7 protein-coding genes are annotated in these 16416 nt (G+C 46.3%); 4 read left to right on the top strand and 3 right to left on the bottom strand.

The window, feature by feature from the left end; genetic code table 11:
* The first annotated feature begins 247 nt into the window (after positions 1 to 247).
* The gene (locus tag KDK15_RS00125; RefSeq protein ID WP_257293340.1) at positions 248 to 7822 is read left to right on the top strand and encodes a hypothetical protein; all 7575 of its coding nucleotides are present in this window, start codon (positions 248 to 250) and stop codon (positions 7820 to 7822) included.
* A gap of 386 nt (positions 7823 to 8208) precedes the next feature.
* On the opposite strand, the gene KDK15_RS00120 is transcribed toward KDK15_RS00125, so the two are convergent.
* On the bottom strand, positions 8209 to 8520 hold the full coding sequence (locus KDK15_RS00120) for a hypothetical protein (protein ID WP_257293339.1): 312 nt from the start codon (positions 8518 to 8520) through the stop codon (positions 8209 to 8211).
* Between the two features lie 1705 nt (positions 8521 to 10225).
* Here KDK15_RS00120 and KDK15_RS00115 point away from each other — a divergent pair.
* Both KDK15_RS00115 and KDK15_RS00110 read left to right on the top strand, forming a co-directional pair.
* Positions 10226 to 12238 carry a hypothetical protein gene (locus KDK15_RS00115; RefSeq protein WP_257293338.1) on the top strand — a complete coding sequence of 671 codons (2013 nt, stop codon included), beginning with the start codon at positions 10226 to 10228 and terminating at the stop codon, positions 12236 to 12238.
* Between the two features lie 21 nt (positions 12239 to 12259).
* A complete protein-coding gene (locus KDK15_RS00110; protein WP_257293337.1) occupies positions 12260 to 12547 on the top strand; it encodes a hypothetical protein in 288 nt (95 codons plus the stop codon).
* Between the two features lie 187 nt (positions 12548 to 12734).
* On the opposite strand, the gene waaC is transcribed toward KDK15_RS00110, so the two are convergent.
* Together waaC and waaF are read right to left on the bottom strand one after the other, a co-directional pair.
* The gene (gene waaC / locus KDK15_RS00105) at positions 12735 to 13736 is read right to left on the bottom strand and encodes a lipopolysaccharide heptosyltransferase I (protein ID WP_257293336.1); all 1002 of its coding nucleotides are present in this window, start codon (positions 13734 to 13736) and stop codon (positions 12735 to 12737) included.
* A complete protein-coding gene (gene waaF / locus KDK15_RS00100; protein ID WP_257293335.1) occupies positions 13733 to 14818 on the bottom strand; it encodes a lipopolysaccharide heptosyltransferase II in 1086 nt (361 codons plus the stop codon). The genes waaC and waaF overlap by 4 nt, the downstream gene beginning before the upstream one ends.
* 355 nt (positions 14819 to 15173) lie before the next feature.
* Here waaF and KDK15_RS00095 point away from each other — a divergent pair.
* A partial coding sequence (locus KDK15_RS00095) for a hypothetical protein (RefSeq protein WP_257293334.1) occupies positions 15174 to 16416 on the top strand: 1243 nt, incomplete at its 3' end.

Genomic DNA, 16416 nt, shown 5'->3' with positions numbered 1-16416 from the left:
ATCCGGCGTACTGTCGGTCGCTGCCTAAGAAGTCAGAAGCCTCGCCTGATAAGGCCGAGAGCAGTCACCATGAGTGATTGAATGAAAGATGTTAAGGCTTTTTATCTAAAATCTTTGAAATTTTGTTAACCGGATAATTACTTTTTTTATTATGAACAAATTAATTTCTCCTGGTACTCCGATCAGAAACTCAAGCTACCTGTCTGCTATTAACGATAAAGAAAATAAATATCCTGATTCCACTATTATGATGGATCAGTCAAGACGATGCGTTAACACGTATCATGTTGATGAAGACAAAGTCTATTTTCCTTTTTATAAAATCAGCAGTGATGGCAAAAAGCAGGACAAAATTGTATATTTTGATTTGAATGAGCTGCGCAAACTGCTTAAAAGTAATATTGAAGCTAATAACACTCAGGGTATTGAGCCTATCCCGGACAAATGTACCAATCAGGGTAGTTCAGTTGTTTCAATTATTACTCCCACATTAAAAATAAATACAACTGAATCGGCCAGCCAATCAGGTGAAATCACAACAATCATGACTAAGGAGCCGACTATTGCTTCGAGTACTGATGGTGGTATTGCTGACAGCTCAAAAAATAAACTTAATAACGCTACTAAAACTATTGCATCACATCGCCCAACGGTATCACCTTCCAATCTTTATACAATCAGATCTTCGGACAATATCACCCCATCAGCAGAAAGTATCAAATCGACAGTATATGGTTCCAAACCAGCAGTAGATAACATTGATCCAACAACAGGAACTATTACTCCAACGACAGACAGCAGCACACCGACAACTGAAGATATAACTCCAGTGACGAGTAAAGCCACATTAGAAAGTCAGATACTGGTGGCACCCACAGTACCACCAACGATTAATATGGTTGATGATTTTCTCTCTGCTTCTGCGGCATCAACCAGTATTGGGAGACTTAGGAATGATTTGGTAAAACTCCAGGAAGCATATCCGCAAGCAAATATTTCCACTTTACTTGCAGCTGTTGATGAGACCCTGGCCTTTTATAAGTTTGTTAGCCTGGTAACTACACTTTCATTTTTTATCGATACGATTAAGGATGCCCACCCACAAGCAGCCGGTTACTATAAAAACCAATTAAAAACCCTGCTTAATACCATCAATCATCATTATGATAAAAAATCCACTTCAGACCGAACCAGAAGAGTACCATGGCACTTCGCTGAAGTGCTAAAAAATCTCGTGAAATTTGAATCTGCACCCATGAAACCTGAGATGCTCTCTTTTTTTAAGGGATTTGAAGAAACCCGGGTTGAGTTGATTAATGCTGTTAATTCTGGATTTTCGATTTCACCGGAGCTAAGAACTTTGATAGATACTTTACAAAGCGGTGATGAAAATATTGTGAATTTAATGAGGCAGGTAAATAAGGAAACTGCCGACCTGCTTGCAGAATCAAACTACTATCGTGTTGGCAGGCTTGCTTTCAAAGCAAATCTTTTAACAGAGACATCCAGATTTGATTCAGTTATGCGGGACCTGAAAACAGATATTAATAGCGCCTGCAAGAATACATTCAATGAGTTGATAGAGAAATATTCTAATCTTCAGAGTATTCCCCCCGGAATGAATGTAAATGTGCCGTTAGATGAAGTAATGTCTTTTTCTCTTTCTTATGACCCTATTCAAATCGCCCGTTTAGCAAATTCGATTAGTGAAGGATTTTGTAGGGCAGATACAATTTTGTCAGCCATTTCAAGTCAGCATGGCGCTTTGTTTAAATCGTTGGATAACATGGTGCAGTCTGTTTTTAATGGTGTTGGCTATGCTAGATATCCATATCAAATGAGGTTTTTCTTACATGAAAATTTCTACTCTGAAAACGTCAAGGGCTTGAATAACGTCCTTTCTTCTGTGGGAACAAAGTCTGAAAGCCTTCAGTTAAAAAATGCCCGGGGTGTCTTTGATAATTATTATCTGTCAGAAAAAAAAGTACCTTTCAAGTCCGCTGAGGACTTATTGTTTAAAGCAATCATTGACGGGTACAGAGAGGAAATACAATTAAAGATAGATTCGGAATCACCCATTCAGCTTTTTATCAGACCCATAAAAAGACATGTTCTTTACATGGAAGTCAAGCATGTAGACACAGGCTTTCGCCTGATATGTCAAGATATTCAGACTGGTCTGAAAGTAGTCAATGGAAATACTCTGCCTTCTCTTTACGCAGAAGCAATCAAGGAACTCAGGGAGGTATTTGAACATTACGAAATACCCCTGACCGATGCTGATGCGCAGTCCGTGCCATCTTCATCTATCCAGGGCCAGACGATCACCACTGCTTTTAATTCACAGGCACAACTGGATAGAATAGGGCAGCTACAGATAATTCCAGATTCTGCATTAACAGTAAAAGATGTGGTTACCCACGACATTTCTGAACTGCAAGCGCTTGATGCTAAAGCCATAAAGTCAATGTTCGAAGAGTACACCAAACTGCTGACCGACTGTGATAACCAGAAAAAGTTAAAGCTGGACAATCTGGGTGACAAGCTACCCGACATGCCTGCCTCAACCACGCAGATCGATCGTTCAGATCATTTGATCAGTCAAATTCGGGAAGTGATTGCCACCTTGAAAGATAGTGCACAAACGGGCAAACCCATTCCGGATTCCATCAAGTTGTTGAATGCCCATATTGTTCTCGATGTAGTGAAATATTCTAATGAGAAACCATCGACCTCTAACCCTGACCAACCTTCCGGTAGTGCGGGGGGCAGCAAGATTCTGAGGATGTTGAATGTTCCTGACACTCCCCCAACCGGACCGACTGATACGGCTACTCTGATGCAGATGGCGGCTATCAGAGATTTTGTAGATATTTTTGATTCAGGTGTCCATCAGCTAAAAAGAAAGTTAAGTGATAAAGGCGGGCAGCCAAACTTTGGTAGAGAAACTAAAAAAACAAACGTTGACAAGCCTGTCGAGGAAAACAAAAAAACAGATTTAGATGATGGTGGAAGAGACATAGAAGATAATAGTAAAGTTGATCTATCATCCTTTGAATCTTTTATGAAAGCATTAGCAGCGACCGCAGGTGTGGCTATAGCTCTATTATTTGGCGGAACCAGAACAGCTTCGAATCAGCAAGTGCAGCAGTTGGCAAATGCAAACCCGAATCCGAATCCAAATCCGAATCCAAATCCGAATCCAAATCCGAATCCGAATCCAAATCCGAATCCGAATCCAAATCCAAATCCGAATCCAAATCCGAATCCAAATCCGAATCCGGGAGTGGGTGGCGATGGTAATATACCAAATTTGGGCGGAGGAGGTGTAAGCTGTGATTCCTTATGCAAGCTCTTTGGCGGTATCCTGATAGGCTTAGGTGGTCTTGGAATTTTAATAGCAACAGGAATATCCGAGGCCACAGATGACGAAAGAAGAAGAAGAGGAGGAGGAGAAGAAGAAGAAGAAGAAGAGAGAGAAGAGGGAGAAGAAGTAAAAAGGCAACCATCAACGACAATGGCTCCAACCCGGAGTGTAGCTGTTGATGCGGAACAGCCAATTGCTGCCCCTGGCACATCCGAAGGCGCACTTAGCAGTACGAAAATTATTGCGGCAGTCGGTGATGTGACAGAAACCAGATTTCTGACATCAGGTTCAACCGCAGGCGATTCTGCAATAAGCTCAACGCTGAGCACTCCTGCAGCCACTCCAACCCCGGGCGATTCTGCAATAAACTCAATGCTGAGTACTCCTGCAGTCACTCCAACCCCGGGCGACTCTGCAATAAACTCAATGCTGAGCACTCCTGCAGTCACTCCAACCTCGGGCAGTTCTGCAATAAAATCAACACTGAGCACTCTTGCAGTCAGTTTGACCCCGGGCAGTTCTACAATAAGCATGGCCTTAAGCAGCATGGAAGGAACGACTGCACTTTTGGCCAGTCGAACACAAAGCAGGCCGATGACTTCTAGTTTGCCCTCGACTGGCTCACGCCCGGATGGGTTACAACCCCCCGGCTTCTTCTTGACAAGCTCAGGGTCGGATGGGCTGAAGACCTCTGGCACATCTTTGGCCGGTGTTACCACGGAATTGTTGAGTTCAGCTTTGAGTACTATCGAGCAGGACACAGCATCCACTGTGGATACCACTGCAACTGCCAGCGAGGTTTCCTTGGCTACAGCCGCTATTGATAGCGAACTCTCTCCCACGGTCGTGCGAACGATACCGAAAAGTTCCACGCCAGATAAGGCAACCTCGACTCCGTGCATGCCTGATGCTTCTGATAGTGAAGGACATTTCGATTTTCAGGGAATAACCAGCACATTCAACAATATAACTGCAGATTTATACAATGAGTGTAAACAGAAGAACCAACGAATCACCAATTCTTTGAAATTGAACGACTATGGATCAGCAAGAGAAGACCACAGGCCATCTTCTGTTGAGCTTCACCAGAATTACGACCTATGCATCAAAAAACAATTTCTTCTGGCTGATACTGTTTTGGATTCTTTACAGAACAACAAGATTTTGATCGCTAAAAGCAACTGTTCGTTTATTGAGGTAGAGTATCCAGGACAAAATGAAGTTGATTTAATCCCTGGATCAAAATTCGTTCCTGATGAACCCAGTGACACCCATAAAATCCGCAATCTATTATTCAAACGCTTATCATATGTATTAAAAAAAGGTTTTTTTGATGTCTCTTTAAGCAAGATTGAGATTGCTGGGGATATTGCCAATAGCTTTAGAAAGCCATTTTATTACCATGCAATTCATCAACAGCAACGGGAAAGTTATGTCACTTTCTCAAGTGACATAAGAGCATTACTGAATGAACCAAAAGTGCTGGATGAACAAATGGTGGAGGTAGAAAACAGGATAAAATCCTTCGAGAAAACTTGGGTTGCATTCTGGAAATATACGAAGATTATAGCATTTAATAGTAAACCCATGGTGAGTGGCAATATAGTGGGACTGGATTTTACCCATTATCAGGCTGATATGCATCAAAGGTCTGTTGATTTGTTTGAACAGTTGAAAAATAAGTTTACCAGTGCCGTCCAAATTCCCAAGAGTTATCCATGGGTAAAGGCGCGAGAGCATGCTGCCGGTAACTTACACCCCATCGAAGCAGGCCATGATAAAGCCAGTCTGTTCAATAACAGCCTTCCTGAAAACCTTCAGGATTTGAGCCAGCCAGAGCTTAAGGAACTTATTGATGTGGATAGTATGCAAGCCAGGCAGCTGTATGATGATTATGTTCAGAACCTGGAAGCAGAGTCTGCCCGCGCAGAAACCCCGGAAAAAGGCACTATTATTTCAGGCACTCAAGTATTCAGGAATAGTTTTGAAATACATGCTCTTGAGCGATTAAGAGAGGGCAATAATGTTGTGTATGATGTTGGGAAGCTATTCCTCGGATTATTGCTTGATGCTGCCCCGGCCGCTGAAAGGCAGAAGAAAATGCGTGAAATTTCAGGCGTCAAGGAACTGCTGCTACATCAACAGATGTCCAGTTTACAACGAATGTACGACGCCTACTTTACCATTAGAAGCAATATCACAATGACTCAGCAAATACCCGCTGTAATCAGCAACGTTGGCTTGGATAGGGTGACTGACTACACAGCAAAATTTAAAACAGATACTGAGGAGGTGTTAAGCAAGGCAATTGAGGGTATCAGTACTAAGGATACAGCAAAGATAGATGCTTATATAGATGACAGAAAGGATAGGTTGCTGGAACTCAGGAACAGGATGGTTAATGACCTCCAATCCTTATCAGTGGCTCAAAAAGGATCAACATCATCATCGACGGAGCGTCGTCTGATCCAGTCCGCAGGTGACCTTGTTCAGGAAACTACTGAGATAGCGTCAAAATGCCTTTCACTGTTCAAACAGATCGCCTTTGATCTTAAGACTCGCTTCAATGATCCCGAAGTTTATAAAACGCGAGATTGGCTACCTGACGATTTCCTTAGTACGTCGGATGATCAGACAAGAAAACGTCGTGATGTCGCCAGTAGCGATGGTAATAGGTTGCTGAACGACGACTGGCAGAATTCTGTACTGGCAGATCCAAACACCCCGGATCTACTTGAGCCGGCGCACAGTGCCAGTTCCAGTTTACATTCAGGCATATTCTCGGATATTCGCGCCCGGCTGTCCGGGTTAGCCTCATTCGCCGGATTGGACAGTCCGGTTAATCTCGCCCGAACCGGATATGTACCGTCGAATCAGGAGTCAATCCATGGCTCTTCATCAGGACAGGAGGGGCAGGCGTTGCGGGCTCAGCCAGTACCATACAACCCAGGCAGTAGCCTGGTCCTGGCCAATGTCATGGCCGCTGTGATGAATGACCGCCCCCTGCGAACCGTTGATCATCAAGTCCTGAGTAACAATAGAGTGCACAATAGAGCAGGCAGCCTGCCGTCCGACCCGCTTGGGCAATCCCCTGGCATGAAATTGTTAGAAGGCAGCAGACGGATAGCCGGTCGCATGCAAGCTGAAGTCACTGACTTTGTGCAGGCACTGACCAATAATTCTTTTACTGAGGTGGCGACTTGCTGGCAACCGGAGGACCTGCTGAATATCGCCATTGTGCAAACCGCTGGAAGCGCCGATCCATCCTCTGCCACAGAAGCTTTTCTACAGACGATGCTTACCTCCGGGACACTGGGCGTCGAGCATGAAAGCCCTGATAATATTTTTCGCAGTGACGGAACGGTTCGCAAAGTTGCTGTCGCGGCTGATGGCCAGTCATCCATTTTTTACGACAGTGTTACAGGGAAAACGACAACCGGCTCACCATCGATTGAACTCGCCCGATGTATGCTGCAAGCCATGGCTCAGCATCAACTGAAAAACCATGGTACTCAGGGATTATCTCCATCCTTTAGCAAAAAGGTACTGGATCAGGCACGTTGGTTACAAAGCCGACAACCTGAAAGCATTGCCAGCCAGTTAAGCAGTTGGTTAGGCATCCGTGAAAACAAAGCTGAACAGCAACTTGACAAGCGCTTGTCGAAGCTGTTTTCAGCCACTCACCAGCCTATGCCTGAAACTATCCATTCCATTGCGTTGATACAATCGCTCGATATGGGGGATTACCAGGATACCCGACAGCAGTTTATGGCGCTGTTGCCAGAGCAACAGCTGGCAATATTACAATCACTGGCCAGGGCGCCCGACCCTCTGGGACTGGATCAATCTTCAGAGTACTTGGCGCAGTGGCAAAACGATATGAGCAAACTGTCGGATAATAGTGGCAATAACGATCAGGGTGTGCCGGACTGGTCTGCGTTTGCCATTGACCAGCGAGCCTGGCAATTATTCAGCTATCTCTACGACTGTAAGGTCAGCGGCCCTCAAGAGGCTTTATCTCGAGTGCAGCTATCATCCGCCATCAGTCAACGTCAGATTGCCGACGATGATGACGAGGCCCTGGAAGTGAGTCGGGTGGTCACTGCGCTTTTGCCCGTAGTATCAAGCGCCAGCGAAAGTGCTTCAATCGAGTTAGGCAGTGTAAACAGTCTGCAACCGCCAGTACAGTGTCACCAATTCAGCAAGGACAATATTGACCGTATGCTTGATGCCTACTCAGCCATCAAAAAACAGGTTAAAGGCGAATTTCCCCGGGTGTTTGGCCATACCGTCCATGATCCGCAACTGCAGCAGGAATTGACTGGCCAGGTTGCTATCGTTTGCCTGGAGGTGCTTAAAGGCAGATTGTCTGACAGCACTGAACATTGGCAGTCTATTGTGAGGAACGTGCTTGAAGAAGAGTTTGCCGAATTTAATGGACTCTCAAGTGGGTAAATTCCTCAAGTATTACTCCCACTGTCACAGTGAAACATGGTGCAAAGCTTCGCAAGGTATTAACCACATGACTGTTCTGGCTGAGCATGAGCACAACCACTGTACGCAGCTCTGAACAGTGTTGCCAAACAAGAGAATGGAACAATGGATAAAATCAGTTTATCTGCCCCCCCGTCACCGGTCAGGCACTTCGATTCACCCAGTGCGGATAATGCCAATGGGTACTATCAGTCATACAAAGTGCTCAAAAACGACATTGCTTTTTCTTTTCTTCACTCTGGAGAAGACGGGGGCTGCCAAGTCAAAACAGTTTTTTTGAAATTAGATGATTTTCGAGCATTTCTTGAGAAGAACCTGGAGACGCAAGACAGGGAAGATTATCTGAATCATGTTCTCAGGCCTTGTACCGACCAGGGACATTCCACCGTTTCAACCATCACGCCAATACTGACGGTGGCCAGAACTTTGCCAGATCCATCGATGAGCAAGCCAGAAGCTGGCTCCATTGGCCATACCAGTGAGACATGGCAAAGCACTGCGCACAGTGCCACGACCATCCGGGCAGAAAGCTCGGTGGCTCCCTCTTCCGACCAAAAAAGCACCTCTTTGCAGGAAGCTGGTGCGATTAACGCAACGCCTTCGTTTATTAATGAAAGTACGATCATTCCAGCTACGCTTGCTTTGCCAGTAACTGACATAATTAGTCCTTCTGAACAAATGGCAACTGTCAGCTCAACTGAAGTTTCCTCCAAACAGCCCCTGCCCCCCACGCCTTACTCCAGTGTTCATTTATTTTCTGATAGTTTGAAAAGGAAATTTACTGAGTTTTTGACATACAAAAGGGATATACATTCAGGCTATCAAAAGAAATTTGAAAAAAAAATGGACGAGTTTATACAAAGATATTCTGAGGCATCGGTTATCCCTCGCATGAGGGAATTGGCCCCGCTGGACCAACTGTTCGATTTGACCTTATTGACACATCAATTAACTGCCGATGCTGTCAGGTTGTATGCTCAGGGTGAAAGGATAAGAACCATAACTCTGAAACCAATTGATCTGAAGTCAAAGCAGCGTATTCATGAAGCCAATTCTGAAATCAATGTTATTGAATATAGATTAGACAAAAAATTAAGATTACAGATGGTATTAACGTATTATAAATCAGGCAAACAGATGCTTAGATTTTTAGGGTCGGCAAAAAATGACCATGCCCCCCAGACAACTCTCCTTTATGCCAGGGTAAAATTTTTCACTCAGTTAAGCAAAACTACTTTCAAGTGGTTATCATCAGAAATAATGACAATAAATGATACAGAACTCAGCAAAAAAATCAGCACTTATAAAGTTTTAAAATCAAAGTTGCTAACAGAAATTCAACCTGCAAACTTAACAGCAGAAAAAGAAGTTATTATTTACACATATGCAAAGAGACTGATAAGAATTCAAGCGGCAATGTTCGAACGAGCCATTGCTTTAATGAGAATGAAAAAAGATTATGCTGAAATGGAACGACCAGATAAACCAAAAGATATTATTTCACAGTCGGAAAAAGCAGCCAACGAGTTCATCACTGGATGGACAAATGAGCCAGGGCGTTTGCACCAGATGCACAATGGTTCTGTTACTGTCAGAAGTGAGGATAAATTTCCAGATAACAATTCCCTTTCTACATCAGACGAAAATATTTCTAAGACTGACAGTTCTGAAAAGCCCATTAAACTGAGCAATAGTACATCTGAAGCTACCACCCTGACAAATGAGCTTAGTAATGTCACACAAAATTATCGAAAAGATTTTATTAAAAACTTCAGAGAAAAATCTGATCATAAATCCATTCCTCCGACCCAAACATTTGTCGACATGTTTTCAATACATGGGATGAAGATGATACATGCCATCAATGGTTTGACACACTATCTTGGTCGGTTAGTAATTAACGTCATGGACCATACTGAACCTTCCAGCAAAGAGAGAGATGACACAATTAAAAAAATATTACTTCAAAAAGACAACGCTTATAAAGCGGCTCTCAATGAACTTAAAGACATGTTTTTTGAATGCATAGAAATTCGAAAAGACTCTCTTAAGAATCAGAACCAACATGTTTTTTGTGAAGGTCAATTCAATAACTATTCTTTCCTCAAAGATAAACTAAAAAATTTTTTTAATCATCTGACTAAAAGCTTGAAAGAATATACTTCAGACCGTGACAGCTCCATATTCAACACCACTCATTTATTTGAAAAGATATCAGAGATAAATGAAAAAGAGCTGAGTATTTTAGAGATTTTACTTAATTTTGCTAAATCACAAGAAAATACAGAAGGAAATAGCTACACAGGGTCATGTATAACGAAAAATAATAATCAAACAGAACAGACGAGATACTCTCAATTAAAAGTGGAAGAGCGAGTTGTTAATGAATTTTCCAGTATTGCCATGGTATGTGCGTCCTTGCTCTCCCAGATTGGTTTTGATCTTCATTTTCGCTTGAAGGATCTGGATCTGCAAGCGTATCAAGACCGTCCCTTATTACCCTTCGACTTTGCCAATTTAATAGATAATCAATCGAGAAAACGGCGCGACCTGAGTGATGCTGACGACATGGGCAATACCAACGAACCAATCGATGATAATCACATCGTCAATGAGATTGCCGACCATGACGATAATGCTGCCCTTCATTTAACAAACCAGCCCGACCCCAACCATCCACTCTCCTCCGGTGCCAGCATGCACCGGGGCGTATGGTCTGCCATCGGTAGCCAACTCGCCAGTTTAGCTCAATATATCGGACTGACGAACACAGCCAACCGGCCAGCAAGCCTCTTCGAATTGCCCCGGAAGGTGGGTGAAGTCAACGACTCTGGAGCCGAACCGGCAGAGCAGGCGAGTTCATTCAAACCGGTATCATCTCTCACCAACGACAGCCTGATTCTGGCAAATATTGTTGCCTCTTTGCTCAACGATCGCCCGATTCGTGCTGTTGGTCATCATGATGGCCGATTAGACCAACAGACCAGCCTGACCCGAGATCCGCTGGAACAATCCCCCGGTATGAGATTACTCGAAGGCAGCAGAGGAATAGCCAGTCAGTTGCATACTGAACTCAGTGATTTTATGCAATCTCTGGCCGACGATAGGGTGGCTGAAATCGCGCCTTACTGGCAACCGGAGGACCTGTTGAACATTGCCATTGTGCAAATGACCGGAGTTGATCGAACCTCGCCCACCAATGACTTTTTGCAGGCAGTGATAGCCTCTCCGGAGCTTGGTGTCGAGCATGAAAGCCCTGATAATATTTTTCGCAGTGACGGAACGGTTCGCAAGGTTGCTATCGGAGCCGATGGCCAGTCGTCCATTTTTTACGACAGTGTCACAGGTAAAACGACAACCGGTTCACCATCGGTTGAACTCGCCCGGTGTATGCTGCAAGCCATGGCCCAACATCAGCTGAAAAACCGGCAACTTTCGAAGTCCTTCCGCCAACAAGTGCTGGATCAAGTTCTGCAGTTACAAGACAGACGGTCAGAAATCGAAAACAGTACTTTAAGCGCCTGGCTGGGTTTGCGCAGAAACGATGACAAAGATTTCAAGCATGATTTTGACCGGCTGCTCACTGAACAAGTCGGGAAATTACGTCAACCCTTGCCTGTAAGTGATGGAGTCCAGCTTAATCCGTTGGTACAGTCCCTGAACATGGGGAATTACCAAAATACCCGACATCAGTTTATGAATCTTGCACCAGATCAACAGATCAGCATGATCAGATCACTGGCTAATGCCCCGGACACCTTGGGTTTGGATCAATCCTCTGAATTTATCGCGCAGTGGCTACGGGATATCCGCAAGATATCGAGCAACGATGCGAATAAAAAACTGCCGGACTGGTCAGCCTTTGCCATCAGCCAGCGAGCCTGGCAGTTATTTACGTATCTTTATGACTGCAAGGTCAGCGCCTCTGATGAAGCCTTCTCCCGTCAGCAGCTCGCATTGACTATCAGTGAACGTCAGATTGCAGAGAATGATGATGAGACATGGCGATTGAATCAGGTGATCACTGATCTTTTACCAGCAAAATCCTGTGCCAGCGATCGAGCTTCAATAGAGTCTGGCAGCGATAGCAATCTGCTGCCACCTGCGCAGTGCCATTGGTTTGACGACAGCAAAATTGACAAAATGCTTGATGCCTACCTTGCCATAAAATATCAGGTTAAAGTCAATTTTCCCCGGGCATTTGCTGACACAGTCAGCGATCCGCTGCTGAAACAGGAATTGACAGGCCTGATTGCAACCGCGTGCCTGGAAGCACTGAAAGGTAAGTTAACAGCCAATCCGGACGAGTGGCGGACTCTGGTTAACACAGTAATAAACGAGGAATTTGTTCAATTCACTGAACGTCATCATGTGTGACTGGTCAATAGAGAGGTTATCATGCAAGCAACAACAGCCAAGGTGCTGGACGGCAGCTGCGCAAGCCAGGTGACTGGTAGTTCTGCTAATGAGCCCCAAAGTGACACTGACAACGGGCAAAAACTCTCCCTTCCGAAGCCACAAAATTTCGGTTCATGGATAGTTGAGCGCCGCTTGCCACTGGATAAACAATCAGGTTTTTGTTGTGGGGGGGCTCCTCGTTATCGGGAAAGTGTCATTAAGTGTCTTGCAGAGTATAAATTACTGCCTGAAACGCCGACAAAATCGGTTAGTGGTGTAAAGGACTGAACAGGGGGGCAGACTCCCCTCTATCTGTCGAGATCGGGCTTCATCAGACCGACCCCGAATTTCTCTTTTCAAATCCGCAGTATCGATCTCTGGTAGTTACTGATAGAGATAGATAGATATCGTTCGATATGTGACTTTAGTGCATAAAAGCGCTAATACCCATACAACGCACAACCTCGTTCCCATATCAGAGCTTGGCTAGTGCCTGCCAGACAACATCCGGTGTCATCGGTGCAAAAATTTCAGGATCGGTGGCAGGAAACTCGCCGGTTGGACAGTGTTCAAGGGTCAAGTGCTTCTGTCCCTTACCATAAGCACCAACTTTTACCGGGCTGGTGGGACCATAGAGCGAGACCGCCGGTGTATCCAGTGCTGCCGTTAAATGCCCCAGACCGGTATCAACGGCAACGGCTGCCTGAGCTTCACAAATCACGCCAGCAAAGTCAGCCAGTGACAGTTTCGGCAGTACTGTGGCCCGGCTGCAGGCATTGGCAATGCGCTCCGCTCTGGCCTTTTCATGGTCATTACCCCAGGGTAATACGACATGAAGACCTTTCTGATTCACTTTCCGGGTCAACTCACACCAGTAGTTTTCAGGCCAGTGCTTGGTCGGCCATGTGGTTCCGTGAATAAAAACCACATAAGGCTTATCCTTCACCAGCCCCTTGGGGAACGTATCTTTATTCAGCAGAAACTGGCCTGGTGTTTTGGGCAATACATAGGCCAGAGACTTGGCAAAGAGCTGGCGAACACGCTCAACGGCGTGCTGTTCCAATGGCACCGATTGAGGGAACTGGTAAAAACGACTGGCAATAGGCTCACGGGCAGACTGTTTATCCAGCCCAAATCGGGGACCTTTGGCTTTGCTGGCAATGAAAGCGCTTTTTAACAGTCCCTGGGCATCAATCACGGCATCGTAGTTGCTGGCACCCAGGGCTTTTTTGAACTGCTGCCACTCCCCGGATTTCCAGGTTTGCAGCAACGACTTGCGCCAGCGGCGAACAGCGACGGGAATAACCCGGTCAACAGCGGGATGCCAGGCTGGAATCTCGGCAAAACTCTCTTCCACGACCCAGTCAAAACGAAGACCGGGTATTGCTGATGCCGCATCGGTCAGTGCTGGAAGGGTGTGGATGATATCCCCCATGGAGGAAGTTTTTACCACCAGAACTTGCCTTGATTGAGTCAACGGGCGCTACCTCCTTTTTCTACCAGCGTCATTTCAGGATGCTTTTCATGCTTATCTTCCTGGTGGGCCGTCAGATGAGCGATGGCTGCCAGAACCTTATCCGGAGACAGCTGCTTCATACAGTTCATATGCCCAAGCGGACACTCCCTCTTGAAGCAGGGGCTGCAATCCAGCTTCATTGACAGTGTTTCACTGTTTTTGTTCATTGGCGGCGTGTGATCGGGAGACGTTGACCCGTAAACCGCCACCAGAGGTCGATTCAGTGCCGCCGCTATATGCATCAGACCAGAGTCATTACTGACCACTGCGCTGGCAAAGGAGAGCAGGTCGATGGCATCGGCCAGCGACGTTGCGCCGGCCATGTTATGGCAGTGGTGCCGCGATGCCTCAGGCAGGCAGCTTTTTATTTCAGAAGTGACCGCTTTATCCTTGGCTGAGCCAAACAGCCAAACCTGCCATCCCTGTTCAGAAAGGGATTGTGCCACTTCGGCGTAGTAACCGGTTGGCCACTGCTTGGAGGGGCCAAACTCAGCACCCGGGCACAGTGCCAGAATGGGCATGTCGGTGTGCAGGTGGTAGCGGCCAAGGACTTTGCTGGCGGTATTACTGTTTACCTGAAGCGCAGGAATCGGCAGAGGCTCCGGTAGTGAAGCACCCTCCGGATAGGCGAGGGCGACAAATCGTTCCACCATCAGTGGGTATTTGCTTTTATCCAGTGTGCGAATGTCGTTCAGTAGCCCGTAGCGCATTTCGCCGCGCCAGCCAATACGGTGCCTGATGTTGGCCCAGAGGGGCACTAGTGCTGATTTGAACGAGTTGGGTAAGGCGATGGCGTGTGTGTAGCCTTCCGCTCTCAGGCTTTTGCCCAGCTGGTAGCGGGCTTTGAGTCCCAGTTTGCCATGACCCAGGGGCATATCAATACCTCTGCGAACTTCAGGCATGCGCTCAATAATCGGCAGGCTCCAGGCGGGAGCGAGTACATCAATTGTGGCATCAGGGTGTTGTTGTTTCAGGGCAATGAACAGCGTTTGTGCCATTACCATGTCCCCCACCCACGAGGGACCGACGATCAGATATTTCATCCCGTCTGGCATTCCTTATAGTGAATGGGAGGGAATTATAAGCGCTGTTTGCGCAGGTAAAAAGTGACCGGTTAATAATGAGTATTGCTCTCCGGGGCGGGAGAGCCTGGATGGGCTGAACTGGTCAACAGTTTGAAAGGGGGGGCTGTACAGCTGTTGCAGCCAGCCGATGAGAGCAAGAAACCACGCCTTACTGAAAGTACTTGCGCAGAGCATCATCAGTGAAGTCAGTTTTTTTGCATTAAGAAAAAAACATAACCCGGGAACTTTTACATCACTGGATGGATCAATGACGCCAAGTTTTTTTTATACACATTTCCAATGTACTTTCATGCAACATCATCAGGGCCTGTTTATGATTCAGCAACCTATTCTGCAGCCCATTCAGCAACCAATTTGTGACAGCGCTTCCCAACGTTCAGGGAATGGCGTCGAACATTCCTGGCTCGGCCATAGCGTTGCTGTTGCTAAAGCATTTGCGAAATCATTGATTCCGATGGAAGATCCTTGCTTCAGTATTAATCCCAATAAAACACTGGAAGATATTGGGCGACTGGCCACAGCAATTATCCTGCCGACGAGTCCCATCCTTTTCATAGCGAAAGATATTGCCGATGCCTGGTTCGCTAGCTCTGTGCCCGGGCCAGATGTCAAACCGGAATTACCAAAGACATCAAAAGCAACCGGGGAAGAGGCTCAGGAAAAAGAACCCGGCTCGAAAGACGTACCCCTTCAACAGCCATCCACGGCTTGCTATCAAGGGAGTCAGGGAACCAGAGGACTGCTTGCACTTGGCACGCTGGCCAGCTCTTTTCACTATGCCAATTCGGATGCCATTGCCGATGGTTCACAACCCATAATGATTAATGATACGAAAACCCTGGGCAAGATCGGCCATGACCCTGAATTTCCACTGAACGGTACATACCAACAGACGAAGAATATTGCTGTCACTCCAGCCTATCAATCCATTGGCAATGCTACCCATCCATTCACCGGGGAGTACGATGGGCAGTGCCGTACCATCAAAGGCCTGCCTGACTGTTTTGTTAACACTCTGAAACAGGGCAGCATCGGTCACCTTCGCTTTACTGATGCCAATATAAATTCCACGGAGATGACTGGTTTAGCAGCCTGTGTTGTTGATATTAATGGCACAGTCATTGGTGTCCGGGCCGAAAATGCTCATATTTCCACCTGGGGTGACAACGTTTACGCCGGCATTGGGGGAGGGGTTGTTAGAGGAACGGTTGCCAACACCACGGCGGTGAACAGCATGGTTGAAACCTCGGGTGAACGTGCATACGCCGGCATCGGAGGGGGGCTGGTTCACGATGGAGGAATGGTTGCCAACACCACGGCGTTGGACAGCATGGTCAAAACCAACAAGGGTAAATTTGCACACGCCGGCATTGGAGGGGGGAAGGTTTTCGGAATGGTTGCCAACACCACTGCGGTGAACAGCACGGTCAAAACCAACAATGGTAAAAATGCACACGCCGGCATCGGGGGGGGTGTGATTGACAGAGGATCGGTTGCCAATACCACGGCGGTGAACAGCACGGTCGAAACCTCGGGTGTACGTGCATTTGCCGGCA

This window comes from Endozoicomonas sp. YOMI1 (genome assembly GCF_024606345.1).
Classification (GTDB): Bacteria; Pseudomonadota; Gammaproteobacteria; order Pseudomonadales; family Endozoicomonadaceae; genus Endozoicomonas.
This window is presented reverse-complemented; position numbering and strand designations above follow the sequence as displayed.

Excerpts from the sequence above, each read along its gene's own strand:
- waaF (WP_257293335.1), bottom strand. The coding sequence starts at position 14,818 with ATGAAATATCTGATCGTCGGTCCCTCGTGGGTGGGGGACATGGTAATG.
- KDK15_RS00125 (WP_257293340.1), top strand. The coding sequence starts at position 248 with ATGATGGATCAGTCAAGACGATGCGTTAACACGTATCATGTTGATGAA.
- KDK15_RS00110 (WP_257293337.1), top strand. The coding sequence starts at position 12,260 with ATGCAAGCAACAACAGCCAAGGTGCTGGACGGCAGCTGCGCAAGCCAG.
- KDK15_RS00120 (WP_257293339.1), bottom strand. The coding sequence starts at position 8,520 with ATGTCAGTTACTGGCAAAGCAAGCGTAGCTGGAATGATCGTACTTTCA.